The sequence below is a fragment of the Pseudoxanthomonas suwonensis genome (assembly GCF_000972865.1).
GTDB classification, from domain to species: Bacteria; Pseudomonadota; Gammaproteobacteria; order Xanthomonadales; family Xanthomonadaceae; genus Pseudoxanthomonas; species Pseudoxanthomonas suwonensis_B.
In genome coordinates this window covers 1,498,316-1,513,820 of sequence record NZ_CP011144.1, presented here as the reverse complement: position 1 = coordinate 1,513,820, position 15,505 = coordinate 1,498,316, and the positions used below count along the sequence as shown (strand labels likewise).

The window sequence follows — 15,505 nt, the reverse complement described above, 5'->3', positions numbered from 1 at the left end:
CCCAACGGGCTTCGCCCGTCGGCTCAATTCAGCAGTTGGGGCCCGCTACAAGCACTAACGGAGAGCGCAAGTGGAGATCTCGGCGACCGTCAAGAACTCTGGAGCCGGACATGTCGTCTCTGTCCGTACCGACAACACAACTCAAGCGCTGGCCATCCCCGGCAAGGCTGCCGGTCAAGGCTCCGGTGTGAACGGCGGCGAGTTGCTGCTCCTCGCTTTGGCGACTTGCTACTGCAATGATCTTTACCGGGAAGCGGCGCGCTTGAGCATTAGCTTGTCCGGGGTTGAGGTCGAGGCTACGGCTGACTTCCCGGGTGTTGGTCTTGCGGCCAGGAACATTCGATATCGAGCCAACGTGTCTTCGCCGGCTGATCCAACTGCAGTGGTGGCTCTGCTTCGGCAAACTGACGCGGTGGCGGAGGTACACAATACTGTCCGTTCGGGTGTTCCGGTCGTCTTAGTCGAGAGTTCGCTGTGAGTCGAGCGTGCCCTGACAATTCATTCAAACCGTCGCCATATCTTGGCGCGGCTTGATTCAGGCGTTAGCCATTCACAACTCCAAGCGGGCGAGGGCTGATAGAAACCGCATGTGCGGATGGAAGGCGATGCCGGAAGGCGGGTAGATGGGTCCGTGGGACGCCGTGCCCACGCAAAGGCAGGGCCGTCTGTTCCGGCGGGATAGGCAGGCGTGTCATTGGCTCGACACCGGCCAGGGGTGGGCGCATATTCCCGGCGCAGGGGCGGATGGAATCCGCTCGGTGGTGCGGGCGATCCGCGACCACCAGGGGAGGCACGCATGGCCGAAGCACCCGAAACGCCGCGGACGGCGAAGGCGCCGTCCTACCTGGACGCGATCGTCCCGCTCGTGGTCCTGGTGGTGCTGGTCGGCACCTCGGTCGCGCTGTTCGGCCTGGATGCGATCAACGGCCCGATGCAGGTGGCCATGATCCTGGCCACGATGGTCGCCGTGGCGGTCATCCTCAAGAACGGCCATGCCTGGGAGGAAATCGCGCAGTCGGGCCAGAAGGGCCTGGCCACGGTGGTCGGTGCGATCTTCATCCTGCTGGCGGTGGGCGCGCTGATCGGCACCTGGAACATGTCCGGCACCATCCCCACGCTGGTGTATTACGGCATCAAGCTGATCGACCCGACCTGGTTCCTGCCGGTGGCCTTCATCGTCTGCTCGGCCATCTCGCTGAGCATCGGCAGTTCGTGGACCACGGCCGGCACGGTGGGCGTGGGCCTGATGGGCCTGGCGCACATGATCGGCGTGTCGCCGGCGATGACCGCCGGCGCGGTGATCTCCGGCGCCTACGTGGGCGACAAGATCTCGCCGCTGTCGGAAACCACGGTGCTGGCCGCCCAGCTCAACGGCGTGGAGCTGTTCAAGCACATCCGTGCCCAGGCCTGGACCACGATCCCGGCCGGACTGTTCGCGCTGCTGGTGTTCGTCGTGCTCGGCCTGACCCAGAAGGGCGGGCTGGATGATGCGATCATCCAGGCCGAGCTGGGGCACATCGAAGGACTGTTCCACATCACGCCCTGGAACCTGCTGCCGCTGCTGTTCCTGCTGGGCATGTCGATACGCAAGGTACCTGCGCCGCTGGCGATCATGTGCGCGGCGCTGCTGGCCGGGATCATGGCGACGTTCCTGCAGCCGCAGGCGGTGGCGCAGTTCGTCGCCGCGCCTGACCAGTCGGCGCCGGTCGTCGCCATCAAGGGCGTGTGGCTGGCGATGGCCAACGGCTTCCAGGCCAGCACCGGCATGGCCGAGGTCGACGCGCTGCTTTCGCGCGGTGGCATGGACAGCATGCTGCTGACCATCTGGCTGATCATCGGTGCGGTGACGTTCGGCATCCTGGTCGATGATTTCGGCCTGCTCAACAAGCTGGTCGCGCCGCTGCTGCTCAAGGCCAGGAGCATGGGCAAGCTGTTCGCCTCGGTCGTGGGCACGGCGGTCGGCTTGAACATCGCCGCCGGCGACCAGTACATCGCCCTGCTGCTGCCCACGCGGCTGTACCGCGGCGAGTTCGCCAAGCGCGGACTGGCGCCGGAGAACCTGTCGCGGGCGGTGGGCGATGCCGGCATCGTCACTTCGGCGCTGGTGCCGTGGAATTCCTGCGGGGCCTACATGTCGGCCGTGCTGGGCATCTCCACGCTCGCCTACCTGCCGTATGCGGTGTTCAACTACACCGCGCCGGTGCTGACCCTGCTGCTGGGCATCACCGGATATCGCATCGTCCGGTTGGCGGTCGGCTCGGCGCCCGGCGATGCGGTGTCGCCCGCTTCCCGCGACACGACCTGAAGACGCGAGGGCTGTCCGTCGGCCGGCCGATGCCGTTCCGGGCGCGCGGCGTGGGTCGCGTGCCTCGGAGGCGGCCACGCTCAGCCGGCCGGCTTCGGCGGCCGCACCATCCGGTCCATCAGGTGTTCCAGCGTGGCCGCCAGGTCGCCGCCGCAGCGGCCCATGTGCACCGGCGAGGTCTGGATGATCGCGCTGCGCTTGGCGGTGAGCCAGTGGAAGCGTGCGCGCGGCGGCAGCAGCCCGATCGGCGCGGCGGCCTCGCCGCCGCGGCAGATCGCCGGGATCGCGGCCAGGTGGCGGCAGACCAGGTCCAGGTCGATGCCCGGATCGAGCGCGCGCAGGCGCGCCTCGTCCACCTCGATGCGTGCCTCCAGGAAGCCGGCGCGCTCGCAGGAGAGGATCACGCCGACGTTGACGAACTCTTCGCGCTCCACGCGCGGTACCACGCGGATCACCGCGTAGTCGTAGGTGTCATGCGCGTGCACGGATCGCCTCCTGCACGAAGCCTTCGCGCTGCGCCAGGCGCCGGGTGAGGTAGTCGACGTAGGCCGCGCGCTGGGCGGCCGGGTCGGCGAACGCGTCCGGGCCCTGCAGCCAGTCGTCCGGCACCTGGGCGACGACGTCGGCAATGGCGTCGCCCTGCAGCCGCTGCGCCATCGATGCGTCGATTTCCGCCAGCCGCGTCGCCCAGCGCAGCAGCACGTGGTCGCGGACCAGCGCGAACGGCCTACTGGCCTGCGACGTGTCGCCGTCCCAGCCGTGGTGGAAGTACAGCGCCGCGCCGTGGTCGATCAGGTACAGCCGGCGATGCCAGACCAGCATGTTCGGGTTGCGCGCAGTGCGGTCGACGTTGCTGGTGAAGGCATCGAACCAGACGATGCGCGAGGCCAGTTCCGGGTCGGGCTGCTCGGCCACCGGGTCGAAGTTGACCGCACCGGGCAGGTAGTCCATCGCCAGGTTGAGGCCGGCGCTGGCGCGGATCAGGTCCTGGATTTCCGGGTCGCCCTCGGTGCGGGCCAGTTCGGCATCCAGGTCCATCAGCACGATTTCCGGCACCGGCAGGTCCAGCGCCCGCGCCAGTCCACCGGCGATGGCCTCGGCCACCAGTGCCTTCGGCCCCTGGCCGGCGCCGCGGAACTTGAGCACGTACAGCCCCTGGTCGTCGGCTTCGACCACGGCCGGCATCGAGCCGCCCTCGCGCAGCGGGGTGACGTAGCGGGTGGCGGACAGGCGGCGCAGCGGCATGCGGCCAAGGATACCGGTCCGGCACTGCCGTGCGGCCCGTTGCCGCGGCGACAGGTTCGCGCGCGACTGGGGCCGGCACCGGCGCTGACGCACCGATGCCGGCGGCAACGCTCAGCCCGCGCTGTTCCTGCGGTCGCGCTTGCCCTGGTTGCGGCGACCGCGGGTGCTGACGCTGCCGTGGATCGGCTTCATCCGGCTCTCGCCGGCATGCAGGCGCATGGCCTTGCTCGCCGCGCTGGCCGACTGGAAGCCGGGGGCGGCGACCGCAGGCGCGGCGGTGGTGTCCAGCGCCTGCCAGGGCTTGGGCTCGCGGTCGCGCGCGGTCTTCTCTTCCAGCAGCTGCTTCTCGGCCGCGATCGCTTTGGCCCGCTTCCGGGCGGCGGTCTGCGCGCGGGTGGCCTTCTTGCGCGGCGCCGCTGCCTTGGCGGCGCCATCGCCGGCGACCTTGCGCGGCGCCGCACGGGATGCGGTGCGCTTGGCGGCCTTCTTCGTCGCAGTGGTACGCGTGGTCTTTTTCGCGGCCTTCTTTGCGGCCGGCTTCTTCGTCGCCTTTGCCGCCTTTGCCACCTTCGCCGCCGGCTTGCGGGCGGAGGCCGCCTTCAGCGCGCCCTCGAAGCGCTTGAGGATGTCGTCCAGCAGTTCGGCCTTGTCCTTGCTGCGCTGGTTGGCCAGGCCGGTGCGTCCGCGCTTGCTGCCGGTGGTGGCGCGCGAGGCCAGCTTCTGCCGCTGGACCAGGTCGCGTGCCCGTTCGCGGGCACGACGGGTCCGCTCGACCCGGGTCTTCAGCATGGCCGCGTCCAGCTGGCGCAACGCGTTGCTGCGGCTGTCGTCGTACAGCCGCATCTCGGTGGCGTTCAACAGGCCCTGTGCACGGGCGCGTGTGATCGGCATGGTGGGACTCCTGTTCGTGGCCGGTGGGGACGCTGTCGAACATACGCCGGGGGCCATCATCGTTCCGTTACGACGCGGGGACGGCCGTCGCTCCGGTGGTGCAGCGCGGGATGGCGCAACCCAGCTTCCCGCCGGTGGCCTTGAGCGGTCCGTTGCCGGGGAGTGAAATGGCGCATCGTCTCCCTCCCCCGAGGCTCCATCATGGAATACCGCTATCTCGGCCGTTCCGGCTTCCGCGTCCCCGTCCTCAGTTTCGGCACCGGCACCTTCGGCGGCAGCGGCGCGCTGTTCAGCGCCTGGGGCAGCACCGACGTGGCCCAGGCGCGGCGCCTGGTCGACATCTGCCTGGACGCCGGCATGAACATGTTCGACAGCGCCGACGTGTACTCCAAGGGCGCGGCCGAGGAGATCCTCGGCGAGGCGATCAAGGGCCGCCCGCGCGATTCGCTGATCATTTCCACCAAGGCGACCTTCCGCTTCGGCGACGGCGAGAACCAGGTCGGTTCCTCGCGCCATCACCTGGTCAACGCGGTCGACGCCGCGCTGCGGCGGCTGGGCACCGACTACATCGACCTGTTCCAGCTGCACGGCTTCGATGCGCGGCCGCCGGTGGAGGAGGTGCTGTCCACGCTCGACACGCTGGTCAAGGCGGGCAAGATCCGCTACCTGGGCGTGTCCAACTTCTCCGGCTGGCACCTGATGAAGTCGCTGGCCGTCGCCGACCGCTACGGCTGGACCCGCTACGTGGCGCACCAGGCCTACTACTCGCTGCTCGGCCGCGACTACGAGTGGGAGCTGATGCCGCTGGCCGAGGACCAGGGCGTGGGCGCGGTGGTGTGGAGCCCGCTGGGCTGGGGCCGGCTGACCGGCAAGCTGCGCCGGGGCCAGCCGCTGCCGGAGGGCAGCCGCCTGCAGTCGCAGACCGCGGTCGATTCCGGGCCGCAGGTGGAGGAGGAGTACCTGTACCGCGTGGTCGATGCGCTGGACGAAGTCGCCGCCGAGACCGGGAAGACGGTGCCGCAAGTTGCGCTGAACTGGCTGCTGCAGCGGCCGACCGTGTCCAGCGTCATCGTCGGTGCGCGCAATGAGGAACAGTTGATGCAGAACCTGGGCGCGGTCGGCTGGAACCTGACGCAGGAGCAGGTGGCGAGGCTGGATGCCGCCAGTGCGGTGGCCAAGCCGTATCCGTACTGGCACCAGGCCGGGTTCAAGTACCGCAATCCGACGCCGGTGTGAGTGCAGTCGGTTGGAGTAGGCGATGGATCGCCGATGCAGCCGCATCGCCGTGGTTGCTGTTGTAGGAGCCGGGTTCAGCCGGCGACAAGGGCGTCGGGACCATGAGGGCGTCGCCTGTGCCGCCGGCGTCGCTTCGCCGGCTGAACCCGGCTCCTACAACAGCCACCGCGCGGCCGCTCTTCTGTAGGAGCTGACTTCAGTCGGCGACACGGGCGTCGGAACCATGAGGGCGTCGCCTGTGCCGACGGCGTCGCTTCGCCGGCTGAACCCGGCTCCTACAAACAGCCACCGCGCGGCCGCTCTTCTGTAGGAGCTGACTTCAGTCGGCGACACGGGCGTCGGAACCATGAGGGCGTCGCCTGTGCCGGCGTCGTCGTGTCGCCGGCTGAACCCGGCTCCTACAACAGCCGCAGCGCGGCCGCTCTTCTGTAGGAGCTGACTTCAGTCGGCGACACGGGCGTCGGAATCACGAGGGCGTCGCCTGTGCCGACGGCGTCGTGTCGCCGGCTGAACCCGGCTCCTACAACAGCGGAGAAAGGTCGGGCACTTCAGAACCCGTAACGCAACGCCAGCGCGTACGTCGTCGCCGATGCGACCCGGCGCTCGATGCGCGCGCCGGTGTCGTCCACCAGGTCGTGCCGGCGGTCGAACGCGTAGCCGGCCTCCAGCCGCAACCGCCAGTGCCGGCTCGGGTGCCAGTCCGCGCCCAGCGTTCCGCGCCAGGCTTCGCTGACGTAGAAGAACTCTGCGCCGCCGCGTTCGTCGCTGACCACGTGCCAGCGCTGTCCCGCCGGCGCCACTTCCAGCCGCAGGCGCCACTGCGGATGCGGCTGCCACCCGGCCTCGCTGCGCGGCCAGCCCAGGACCAGGTCGGTGCGCGCGCCACGGTGCAGCAGGGCCAGTACCGGGTAGGCCCGCGGATCGCCGAAGCGGTCGTCGTAGCCGGCGCCGGCGCGCCAGCCCCAGCCGCCGGGCGTGGCCCGCTCGACGGTGGCCCCGCCGTACAGCGCGAGGTCGTCGCTACTGCCGCGCGAGGGCAGGTCCTTGAACACGTTGGAGGAACTGGCGATGGTCGGCGCCACCACCAACCGCACGAGATAGGCGCCGTCGCGGCGCCATTGCAGCGGCAGCGCCAGCCGGTGCAGGTCGCGGTTGCGGGTGGGCAGGCCGGTGTAGTCGTAGTGGGTGTAGGCATAGTCGGCGCCGAGCGTGGCCCGGCCCTGCAGCAGGCCGAACTCCGGCGCGCGCAGGCGCAGGCCGTCCACGCGGGCGCTGAGGGTTGCGTCGCCGAAATCCGCTTCGGCGACCGCGCCGTGGTGCAGTTCGACGCCGGCCTGGGCGGCGGCCGTGGTCCAGGACAGCAGGCCGACCGCGAGCGTGAAGCCCGCCGGCAGCCATCGGGAAGTCGCCATGTCCAGGCTCCTCCGCAATGCAGGTCGTGGCGCGACGCGCGGGATGGCGCCGCATGCCGCATCGTGGCCAGCATAGCGCCGCGCCCTGCCGGCACGCATTCACGCCGCAGTCGGACGCAGGTGAACCAGACCGGATCCCACGCCGTTACGATCGGCGCGGATAGCGCCGTGGATACCGAGGGACTCAAGGCGTTCTGCGCCGGGCTGCCGGGCGTCGAGGCACGCCGGCTCGATGCGCCGGCGAACATCCTGGTGTATGCGATCGGCGGCAAGACCTTCGCCTATTTCAAGACCAGCGAGCCGGAACGCTGGCGCTTCAGCTTCAAGGCGTCGCCGGAACACTTCCTGGAACTGACCGACATTCCCGGCATCCGTCCGGCGCGCTGGCTGGGCCGGCACCGGTGGGTGACGGTGGTCGACGTGCGCAGCCTGCCGGGCGCGTACCTGGGCGAACTGGTTGACTGGTCGTACCGCCATGCGTTGGGCACCTTGAGCCGGACGCGGCAGGTGGCGCTGACCGGGGTGCCGGTTCCCCCGCGGACGCGCGGCGGGCGCGTCCGCGGGCGTGGATGAGCGCCGGAGTCGCAGGAGGAGGGCGCGCCTGGTGCGGAGCCCTCGCGCTCGTCAAGCGGGACGAGCTGGCGCCGCAGCATCGGACAGGCCGGTGATCCCGGCCAGCGTGCATGCAGGCCATGCCGGCACGCACCCGGGTGCGGCTCAGTCGGGCAGCGGATGGCCGCGCGCGTCGACGATGAAGCGCGCCCTTTGCTTGCCGTAGTAGAACGACGCGCGCCAGGTACCGGCATCCTCGCCGGTGCCGCGTTCGCACAGCACGGTGATCTTGCCGTCGGCCATCAACTGCCGGAACGCGGCCACCTCCAGGCCGATCGCGCGCGCGACCATCGCGCCGTCGATTTCCAGTGGGGGAGCGGGACTGTCCATCGCAGCTTCCATGGGGCTGCTTGCAGGATTGCGCAAGGCGGCCGTCGGCGCCTTGACCTGGGTCAGGCGCCGGGGCGGCAGCACCGACCGCCGTCCGCGGGACGCGCCTGCCGTGAACGGCGGGCGACCTGCGCGTACCCGGCGGGCGCCTGCCCGGTCACCGTGCCGCGACGATGGCGGATAATGGCCCGCCCATTGCCGCCCATCTCCGCTTGACCCTCCACGACGACCCGCTCAAGGCCCTGCTGCTGCCGTTCGACGGCGGCGCGCTGCCGTGGCCGGCGCAGGGGCCGGTCGCATTCCTGCGCGCGCGCGACGGCTGGCCGCTGCGGCGCCATCCGCTGGACCGGCTGCGGTGCGAGCAGGGCTTCAAGCCGCTGGCCGACGGCCTGCGCCAGGCCGGGCTGGAGGTGCAGCCCGAGCTCGAAGACGAGGGCGGTGCGTCGCTGGTGCTGGTCCTGCCGCCACGGCAGCGCGATGAAGCGCAGGCGCTGCTGGCGCGCGCGGTGGCGCTGGCCGCACCCGGCGCGCGGGTGGTCGTCGCGGTGGCCAACGACGAGGGCGCCAAGTCGCGCGAGCGCGACCTGCAGCAGCTGGCCGGCCTCGACGGCACGCTGACCAAGTTCCACTGCCGCGTGTTTTGGACGCCACCGCTGTCAGGCACGCATGACACCGCGCTGGCCGCGCGCTGGTCGCGCGCCGATGCGCCGCGGCCGATCCTGGACGGCCGCTACACCAGCCGCCCGGGCGTGTTCGCCTGGGACCGGATCGATCCGGCTTCGGCGCTGTTGGCCGCGCAGCTGCCGACCGGCCTGCGCGGCCGCGGCGCCGACCTCGGCGCCGGCTGGGGCTACCTGGCCGACGAGCTGCTGCGCCGCGCGCCAGGCGTGCAGGCGCTGGACCTGTACGAGGCCGAGGCGCGCGCACTGGAGCTGGCGCGCGGCAATCTCGCCGCGCATGCCGACCGCGTCGCGCTCGGCTTCCACTGGCACGACGTGACCGCCGGCCTGGCGCAGGACGGCTACGACTTCATCGTCAGCAACCCGCCGTTCCACGCGCACGACCGCGGTGACCGGCCGGAGCTGGGCCAGCGCTTCATCGAGGTGGCGGCGCAGGCGCTGCGTCCCGGCGGACGCCTGCTGCTGGTCGCCAACCGCCACCTGCCGTACGAGGCGACCCTGGCGCGCGGCTTCGCCTCGCAGCGGGTGCTGGCCGAGGCGGGCGGCTTCAAGGCGATCGAGGCGGTGAAGGAGGGTGGGCGGTGAGCAAGTCGATGAAGCTGGTCAAGCACCTGGCCAACCTCGGCTACGGCAGCCGCAAGGAAGTGGCCTGGCTGTTCCGCGAGGGCCGCGTCACCGACGCGGCCGGCGAGGTGCTCTACGCCGACGATCCGCTCGACCACGACAACGTGCGGGTGGACGGCGAGCCGCTGGATCCGCCGCCCGGATTGGCGCTGATGCTGCACAAGCCGGCCGGCCATACCTGCTCGACCAAGGACAAGGGCCGGATCGTCTACGACCTGCTGCCCGCCCGCTTCCGCCTGCGCGACCCGGTGTTGTCCACGGTTGGCCGCCTGGACCGCGAGACCACCGGCCTGTTGCTGATGACCGACGACGGCGCGCTGCTGCACCGGATCGTCTCGCCGAAGTCCAGGCTGCCCAAGGTCTACGAGGCCGCGCTGGCGCAGGACCTGCGCGGCGACGAGGCGGCGCTGTTCGCCAGCGGCACGCTGCTGCTGGAGTCGGAGACCACGCCGCTGCTGCCGGCGGAACTCGAGGCGCTCGGCCCGCGCCGCGCGCGGCTGACCCTGCATGAGGGCCGCTACCACCAGGTGCGGCGCATGTTCGCCGCCACCGGCAACCACGTCGAAGCGCTGCACCGCCCGCGCGTCGGCGGACTGGACCTGGGCGACCTGCCCGAAGGCCGGTGGCGCGCGCTGGACGCCGCCGACCTGGAGCGCCTGTTCAACCCGGAGACCGCATGAGCCCCGTCGCCATCCCGCCGCTGCCGTTCCTGCCTGACGCGGTGATCTTCGACATGGACGGGCTGATGCTCGACAGCGAGCGCGCGATCAACGCCTGCATGGCCCGCGCCGCGCTCGAACTGGGCCACGATCTGCCCGAGACGCTGTGGCTGCAGATGATCGGCGGCGGTGACGGCCTGTGCCGGCGCCTGCTCGCCGAACGCATCGGCGATGCGGCGACGGTCGTGCTGCTGGAGCGGGTGGAGACGATGTACGACGCGGTCGCCGACGCCGGCATCGACCACCGGCCCGGCGTCGTCGACCTGCTCGAACTGCTGGTCGCGCGCCGCATCCCGCGCGCGGTGGCGACCTCGACCCGCCGGCCGCTGGCGATGCGCAAGCTCGCCGCCGCCGGGCTGCTGCGGTACTTCGACGCGGTCTGCACCAGCAGCGACGTCGCGCGGCCCAAGCCGGCACCGGACGTGTACCTGCTCGCCGCCGCGACCCTGGGCGTGGCGCCGTCGTTGTGCCTGGTGCTGGAGGACTCGCCGACCGGCGTGCGCGCCGCGCTGGCCGCGGGCATGACCCCGGTCCAGGTGCCGGACATGCTCGAGCCGGACGACGACGTGCGCGCGCTGCGGCATCGCATCGTCGATTCGCTCGCCGCTGCGCAGCGGCTGCTGGAGGCGCGGCTGGCGATCGGCTGAGGCGCGCGGCCGCGTTCGCCTGCGGCCCTGGAGTGCCTGGTGAAACGCTCCCTCTCCCCCATCGCATGGCGATGGGAGAGAGGGTTGGGGTTGAGGGGGGCTCCATGCGCACTTGAAGCGCGAGTGTTTGCCCCTCGCTTCAGCTCTCCAACCCACAAGCGATGGGGCGCCTTGCTTGACGTTCTTGGACTGTCGTTCCGTCCGGTGCGAAAGTAGCGTGGCCGTTCCGCAGCGAGGCCGCAATGCAGCAGCACCGCCATCGATGGATCGCCGCATCGCTGTTCGCGCTGGCGGCCTGTTCGCGTGGTGGCGACCCTGGTCCTGCGTCCACGCCATCCGCCGCCTCCGGCGCGCCATCGTCGCCGGCCGCGGCGCAGATCGACGAATGGATCCTGCCGGCACCGGCGGGCGCAGCGCAGCCCGACCTGGCCGTGGCCCCGGACGGTCGCCTGCTGCTGAGCTGGATCGAGGCGCTCGCCGACGGCGGCCACCGCCTGCGCCTGGCCTCCACCGTGCCCGGCGGCGCCGCACAGGCATGGGGCGAGCCGCAGACCGTGGCCGCCGGCAGCGACTGGTTCGTCAACTGGGCCGATACGCCGCATGTGTACGCCTTGCCCGACGGCTCGCTGTGGGCGCACTGGCTGCGCAGCACCGGCCCGTCGCGGATGGACTACGGCATCGCGCTGGTGCGCTCCGGCGATGGCGGCGACACCTGGTCGGCGCCGCAGCCGGTGCATCCGGGCACGCGCGGCGACCACGGCTTCGTGACTTTCTGGGCGCAGGCCGACGACCGGCTGGGCATCGCCTGGCTCGACAGCCGGCAGAAGGCCGCGGCCACGCCCGGCGCGGCTGCGCATGACGGCCACCATGCGGACGGCGGCCCGGCGATGATGCTGCGCGCCGCGGTCCACGGACCGCAGGGCGCGCAGGAAGCCGAGTGGCCGCTGGACGCCTCGACCTGCGACTGCTGCACGACCGCCTCGGCATCGACCGACCGCGGCGTGGTGGTGGTCTACCGCGGCCGCGACGCGCACGAGATCCGCGACACCCGCCTCGTCCGCTTCGACGGCGCGGCCTGGACCGCGCCGCGCGACGTGCACGCGGACGGCTGGCGCTTCCCCGGTTGCCCGGTCAACGGACCGGTGGTGGTCGCCGACGGGAGCCGGGTCTGGGTCGCGTGGTACACCGAGGCCGACGGCGTGCCGGAACTGCGCGCGGCGCGCTCGGACGATGCCGGCGACCGTTTCGGCGCGCCGGTGACCCTGGCCAAGGGACCGCAGGTGCTGGGACGCGTGGCCCTCGCGCGCGGCGGCGAGCAGCTGCTGGCGGCGTGGCTGGAGGAAGCTCCGCCGGCGTCGCAGCGGCTGGTGCTGGGCCGCTACGACACCGACTGGGCGCACGGCGAGCGCATCGAGGTCGCCGGGGTGTCCGCGCGCGGGCGCGCCAGCGGCCTGCCGCGCCTGCAGGGGAGCGGGGATGCCGCCTGGCTGGTGTGGACCGACGTGCACGATGGCGCGCCGGTGCTGCGCGGCGCGACGGTGCGCTGACCGGACCCGACGCAAGGCGCCTGCTCAGGCGTACTGCATCTTGCGGGTCATGCCGCCGTCGGCGACGAACTCCTGGCCGGTGACGAAGCCCGAGAGCGCCGGCGCCAGCAGGTACACCGCCAGTGCGGCGATGTCCTCCGGCATGCCGACGCGGCCGGCCGGATGCTGGGCATGGTCGCGCCGCGACAGCTTCGGTGCGCGCCGTCGTGCCGGCCCGCGCCAGGCCTCGGTGGCGATCCAGCCGGGGCTGATGCAGTTCACGCGCACCGCCGGGCCCTCGCTCAGCGCCAGTGCGTGGGTGAACGCGACCAGCCCGCCCTTGGCCGCGGCGTAGGCCTCGCCGTGCGGTTCGGACTGGTGCGCACGGGTGGAGGCGATGTTGACGATCGCGCCGCCGCCCTTGGCCCGGCGCAGTGCGGGCAACGCGTGCTTCGCGCAGAGGAACGCGCCGTGCAGGCTGGACAGGCGCCGGTTCCACTCGGCGAACGCCAGGGCGTCCAGCGGCGGCACGTGCGGGTCGGCGATGCCGGCGTTGTTGACCAGGCCGTCGATGCGGCCAAAGCGTTCGAGTGCGGCGCCGACGAAGGCGGCGACGCTGCGCTCGCCGGCCACGTCGGTGCGCCGGAACAGGCTGCGCTGCGGCAGTGCCCAGTCGCGCAGGCAGGCACGGCCCGCGTCGGCGTCCAGGTCGGCGATCGCCACGCGGCCGCCGGCACCGAGCACTGCCTGGGCGATGCCGCGGCCGATGCCCTGCGCGCCGCCGGTGACCAGGACCACGCGGTCCTGCAGCGGCGCCGGATTCCACGGTTCGATGGCGGGCACGAGGGTCATGGGCGAACCGGCGATGGATGGGAGCGCCAGTGTCGCCCGCGGCGCGTGCATCCGGCGTGGGCGCGGCGGCGGATTGCCGCAGGCCTGTGCCGCGTCGGGTTCACGGCCGGGAGGTGGCGTGCACAGGGGAGGGCGTCGCCCCGGTCGTCCCGGTAAATCCATGCTCCTGCAGCCATCCGGCCATCAGTTCCGGATAGCCGTCCACGTAGGCGGTCCTGCCCCGTTCCTCGCGATCGCGCGGCCGGTCGATCGCCGGGAACAGGCCGTGGTCGGCGCCCTCGAAGACCCGGATCGTCAGCGCGGGATTGCCGCCGCGGGCGAACGCGTCGCGGTAGGCGTCCACGCTCGCCCGCCAGTCCACCATAACGTCGCGGTCGCCGAAGATGGCCAGCGTCGGCTGTCGCAGCTGGGCCAGGTAGGTGTCCGCGCGCAGGAGGTGGTCGGGTCCGAGCCAGTCCGTTTCCGCCGTGTCGCCGATACCCATCCGGGCGAACAGCGGATACCGCTCCAGCGGTGCGGTCGCCGCGAGGAATTCCTCGCGCGATCCGCCGGCGCCCGCGATCGCCAGGGCACGCCGCAGCGTGGCGGCGGCCTGGTCCGCCTCGGCGTCGCCGACGCCCTGCCTGCGCAGCAGCTGGGAGAAGTGGTACGCGGTGTCCGCGCCGGCCTCCCGGCCCGGGCCGCTGACCACGATCAGGAACGCGATCCGTGGATCGCGCACGGCCGCCATCGGCGCGATCCAGCCACCCTGGCTGATCGCCCACAAGCCGATGCGTTCCGGATCGATGTCCTGCCGCTGCCGCAGCGCCGCCACCGCCGCGACCGTCTCGCTGGCCCTGTCCACCAGCACCGCGTCGGCGGCATAGCCGCCCTCGCTGCAGCCGTCGCCGGCCTTGGTCCAGGCCACGGTGGCGATCCCGGTGCGGCGGAAGACCGCCCGCAGCCTGTCGTAGGAGCCATTGAACCCGGGGTCGCGCCCGCTCACGTCGGTCGGTCCGGCGCCGTGCACGAACACGACCGCCGGATGCGGGCCCGCACCCTCGGGAAGATCGACGAATCCGCGCAGGCGGTTGCCGCCCGACTCGAATGCGAACGGCTCGGTGCCGGCGGGCAGCGTGCAGGCCTCCTGCGCGCGGGCCGGGGAGGCGGCCAGCACCGCCAGCACGAGTGCCGCGGCCAAGCCGGAACCGTGTCGCGAAACCTTGCCGGTCATGCTGGAGTCCCCTGGCGGGAGGGAAGGCGGCGCGCGCAACCCTAGCACCCTTCCCGCTGCGCAGCCGCGCCGGCCGGCGCCGACCGGCCCGGTCGCCCGACTCAGTCCGCGAGCAGCCGGCGCCAGCCGTCGTGGCCGAGCTCGCGCAGGGTCGCGAAGTTGCGCTCCACGATCGAGTCCGGGTCCGGATAGACCTCGACCGCGCGGCTCACGCTGTCCTCGCGCAGCAGGTGCAGGGTCGGATAGGGCGCACGGTTGCTGTAGTTCTCGATGTCATCCGGGCGGCTGTCGGCGAACTGGTAATCGGGATGGAAGCTGGCCACCTGCAGCTCGCCGTCCAGTTCCAGCGCCTCGACCAGCGCGTCGGCCTGGTCGAGGAAATCGTTGTAGTCGAGGAAGTCCTGCAGTACGTGCGGATGCACCAGCAGCGTGGTGTCGATCTGCTCGGCCGGGGTGTCGCGCAGCCGCAGCAGTTCCTCGCCCAGCTGCTCGAGCAGCTGTTCGGGCGTGGTCGCGTCGCTGAAGGCGAAGCGCACCTGCTCCTTTACATACACCGCCTTGGCGAACGGGCACAGGTTCAGGCCGATCACCGCCCGTTCCACCCAGCGGCGGGTGGCGGCAATGGCCTCGTCCGCGCCGGGGAGCGGGCTGTCGTGGTCGGCGGACATCGCGGCGCGGCTCAGTCGCGGAAGTTGTCGAACTGCAGCGGGATGCCGAAGTCGGCCTTGCGCAGCAGGGCGATGGCCTCCTGCAGGTCGTCGCGCTTCTTGCCGTTGACCCGCAGCTTCTCGCCGGCGATCTGGCTGTCGACCTTGAGCTTGGCGTCCTTGAGCGCGGACTGGATCTTCTTGGCGGTCTCGCGCTCGATCCCCTGCTTGATCGTGACCTTCTGCCGCGCGCCGGCCAGGTTGGTCTCCACCTCGCCGAACTCCAGGCAGCGCGCGTCGATGCCGCGCGCGGTCAGGCGCTGGCGCAGGATGTCGGTCATCTGCTTGAGCTGGAAGTCGCTGGGCGCGGACTGGGTGATGACGCTGTCCTCGCGCACGAACTTCGCGTCCACCCCCTTGAAGTCGAAGCGGGTGGTCAGCTCGCGGCTGGCCTGGTCGACCGCGTTGGTCAGCTCGTGGGTGTCGACTTCGGAGACGATGTCGAAGGAAGGCATGGGCGCGGTCCGGCAGGGGCGTGGAGCGCGCATTTTACCCGGTGCGTGGCG

The 15,505-nt window shown here is 71.6% G+C and carries 17 protein-coding genes; 8 read left to right on the top strand and 9 right to left on the bottom strand.

Going from position 1 to position 15,505, the window contains the following annotated elements; all coding sequences use genetic code 11:
* Positions 1 to 70 precede the first annotated feature (70 nt).
* Positions 71 to 478 carry an OsmC family protein gene (locus tag WQ53_RS16260; RefSeq protein WP_082112890.1) on the top strand — a complete coding sequence of 136 codons (408 nt, stop codon included), beginning with the start codon at positions 71 to 73 and terminating at the stop codon, positions 476 to 478.
* A 318-nt stretch (positions 479 to 796) separates the two neighbouring features.
* A complete protein-coding gene (locus tag WQ53_RS06385; protein WP_052631294.1) occupies positions 797 to 2,305 on the top strand; it encodes a Na+/H+ antiporter NhaC family protein in 1,509 nt (502 codons plus the stop codon).
* Positions 2,306 to 2,385: 80 nt separating this feature from the next.
* Here the strand turns inward: WQ53_RS06385 and WQ53_RS06380 are convergent, their stop codons facing one another.
* From WQ53_RS06380 to WQ53_RS06370, 3 genes are all read right to left on the bottom strand, one after another.
* Positions 2,386 to 2,790, bottom strand: coding sequence for a DUF3037 domain-containing protein (locus tag WQ53_RS06380; RefSeq protein ID WP_052631293.1), 405 nt, complete (start codon positions 2,788 to 2,790; stop codon positions 2,386 to 2,388).
* The gene (locus WQ53_RS06375; RefSeq protein WP_052633952.1) at positions 2,777 to 3,544 is read right to left on the bottom strand and encodes a HipA family kinase; all 768 of its coding nucleotides are present in this window, start codon (positions 3,542 to 3,544) and stop codon (positions 2,777 to 2,779) included. Before WQ53_RS06375 ends, WQ53_RS06380 begins: the two co-directional genes overlap by 14 nt.
* Positions 3,545 to 3,661: 117 nt before the next feature.
* Entirely contained in the window at positions 3,662 to 4,441 is a 780-nt protein-coding gene (locus WQ53_RS06370) for a hypothetical protein (protein WP_144409245.1), read from the bottom strand.
* 201 nt (positions 4,442 to 4,642) lie between these two features.
* On the opposite strand from WQ53_RS06370, the gene WQ53_RS06365 reads away from it, so the two are divergent.
* On the top strand, positions 4,643 to 5,677 hold the full coding sequence (locus WQ53_RS06365; protein WP_052631291.1) for an aldo/keto reductase: 1,035 nt from the start codon (positions 4,643 to 4,645) through the stop codon (positions 5,675 to 5,677).
* 548 nt (positions 5,678 to 6,225) lie between these two features.
* Here the strand turns inward: WQ53_RS06365 and WQ53_RS17195 are convergent.
* On the bottom strand, positions 6,226 to 7,089 hold the full coding sequence (locus WQ53_RS17195) for a hypothetical protein (RefSeq protein ID WP_052631290.1): 864 nt from the start codon (positions 7,087 to 7,089) through the stop codon (positions 6,226 to 6,228).
* Positions 7,090 to 7,209: 120 nt separating this feature from the next.
* On the opposite strand from WQ53_RS17195, the gene WQ53_RS17190 reads away from it, so the two are divergent.
* Positions 7,210 to 7,662, top strand: coding sequence for an MmcQ/YjbR family DNA-binding protein (locus WQ53_RS17190; RefSeq protein ID WP_201774032.1), 453 nt, complete (start codon positions 7,210 to 7,212; stop codon positions 7,660 to 7,662).
* A gap of 144 nt (positions 7,663 to 7,806) precedes the next feature.
* Here WQ53_RS17190 and WQ53_RS06350 read toward each other — a convergent pair whose 3' ends face one another.
* Complete coding sequence (locus tag WQ53_RS06350; protein WP_052631288.1) at positions 7,807 to 8,031, bottom strand: DUF6522 family protein; 225 nt, start codon at positions 8,029 to 8,031, stop codon at positions 7,807 to 7,809.
* Between the two features lie 173 nt (positions 8,032 to 8,204).
* Here WQ53_RS06350 and WQ53_RS06345 point away from each other — a divergent pair, with 173 nt between their 5' ends.
* From WQ53_RS06345 to WQ53_RS06330, 4 genes are all read left to right on the top strand, one after another.
* On the top strand, positions 8,205 to 9,296 hold the full coding sequence (locus tag WQ53_RS06345; RefSeq protein ID WP_052631287.1) for a class I SAM-dependent methyltransferase: 1,092 nt from the start codon (positions 8,205 to 8,207) through the stop codon (positions 9,294 to 9,296).
* Between the two features lie 8 nt (positions 9,297 to 9,304).
* Positions 9,305 to 10,015, top strand: coding sequence for a pseudouridine synthase (locus WQ53_RS06340; RefSeq protein WP_052633951.1), 711 nt, complete (start codon positions 9,305 to 9,307; stop codon positions 10,013 to 10,015).
* On the top strand, positions 10,012 to 10,701 hold the full coding sequence (locus WQ53_RS06335) for an HAD family hydrolase (protein ID WP_052631286.1): 690 nt from the start codon (positions 10,012 to 10,014) through the stop codon (positions 10,699 to 10,701). Before WQ53_RS06340 ends, WQ53_RS06335 begins: the two co-directional genes overlap by 4 nt.
* Positions 10,702 to 10,943: 242 nt before the next feature.
* The gene (locus WQ53_RS06330) at positions 10,944 to 12,248 is read left to right on the top strand and encodes a sialidase family protein (protein ID WP_082112889.1); all 1,305 of its coding nucleotides are present in this window, start codon (positions 10,944 to 10,946) and stop codon (positions 12,246 to 12,248) included.
* 24 nt (positions 12,249 to 12,272) lie between these two features.
* On the opposite strand, the gene WQ53_RS06325 is transcribed toward WQ53_RS06330, so the two are convergent.
* The 4 genes from WQ53_RS06325 to WQ53_RS06310 form a co-directional block, all read right to left on the bottom strand.
* Positions 12,273 to 13,079 (bottom strand): SDR family oxidoreductase, encoded by an 807-nt coding sequence (locus tag WQ53_RS06325; protein WP_052631285.1) that lies wholly within the window; start codon positions 13,077 to 13,079, stop codon positions 12,273 to 12,275.
* A gap of 100 nt (positions 13,080 to 13,179) precedes the next feature.
* Positions 13,180 to 14,292, bottom strand: a complete 1,113-nt coding sequence (locus WQ53_RS06320) for an alpha/beta hydrolase family protein (protein WP_052631284.1) — start codon at positions 14,290 to 14,292, stop codon at positions 13,180 to 13,182.
* 101 nt (positions 14,293 to 14,393) lie between these two features.
* Entirely contained in the window at positions 14,394 to 14,960 is a 567-nt protein-coding gene (locus WQ53_RS06315; protein ID WP_052631283.1) for a DUF1415 domain-containing protein, read from the bottom strand.
* Between the two features lie 11 nt (positions 14,961 to 14,971).
* Positions 14,972 to 15,454: a YajQ family cyclic di-GMP-binding protein gene (locus WQ53_RS06310; RefSeq protein WP_052631282.1), complete on the bottom strand. Its 483-nt coding sequence runs from the start codon at positions 15,452 to 15,454 to the stop codon at positions 14,972 to 14,974.
* Between the last annotated feature and the right edge of the window lie 51 nt (positions 15,455 to 15,505).

Bases quoted from the DNA above. Each gene is read 5' to 3' on its own strand.
- WQ53_RS06385 (WP_052631294.1), top strand. From the start codon at position 797: ATGGCCGAAGCACCCGAAACGCCGCGGACGGCGAAGGCGCCGTCCTAC.
- WQ53_RS06370 (WP_144409245.1), bottom strand. From the start codon at position 4,441: ATGCCGATCACACGCGCCCGTGCACAGGGCCTGTTGAACGCCACCGAG.
- WQ53_RS06365 (WP_052631291.1), top strand. From the start codon at position 4,643: ATGGAATACCGCTATCTCGGCCGTTCCGGCTTCCGCGTCCCCGTCCTC.
- WQ53_RS17195 (WP_052631290.1), bottom strand. From the start codon at position 7,089: ATGGCGACTTCCCGATGGCTGCCGGCGGGCTTCACGCTCGCGGTCGGC.
- WQ53_RS06350 (WP_052631288.1), bottom strand. From the start codon at position 8,031: ATGGACAGTCCCGCTCCCCCACTGGAAATCGACGGCGCGATGGTCGCG.
- WQ53_RS06345 (WP_052631287.1), top strand. From the start codon at position 8,205: ATGGCGGATAATGGCCCGCCCATTGCCGCCCATCTCCGCTTGACCCTC.
- WQ53_RS06340 (WP_052633951.1), top strand. From the start codon at position 9,305: ATGAAGCTGGTCAAGCACCTGGCCAACCTCGGCTACGGCAGCCGCAAG.
- WQ53_RS06335 (WP_052631286.1), top strand. From the start codon at position 10,012: ATGAGCCCCGTCGCCATCCCGCCGCTGCCGTTCCTGCCTGACGCGGTG.
- WQ53_RS06330 (WP_082112889.1), top strand. From the start codon at position 10,944: ATGCAGCAGCACCGCCATCGATGGATCGCCGCATCGCTGTTCGCGCTG.
- WQ53_RS06325 (WP_052631285.1), bottom strand. From the start codon at position 13,079: ATGACCCTCGTGCCCGCCATCGAACCGTGGAATCCGGCGCCGCTGCAG.
- WQ53_RS06320 (WP_052631284.1), bottom strand. From the start codon at position 14,292: ATGACCGGCAAGGTTTCGCGACACGGTTCCGGCTTGGCCGCGGCACTC.
- WQ53_RS06315 (WP_052631283.1), bottom strand. From the start codon at position 14,960: ATGTCCGCCGACCACGACAGCCCGCTCCCCGGCGCGGACGAGGCCATT.
- WQ53_RS06310 (WP_052631282.1), bottom strand. From the start codon at position 15,454: ATGCCTTCCTTCGACATCGTCTCCGAAGTCGACACCCACGAGCTGACC.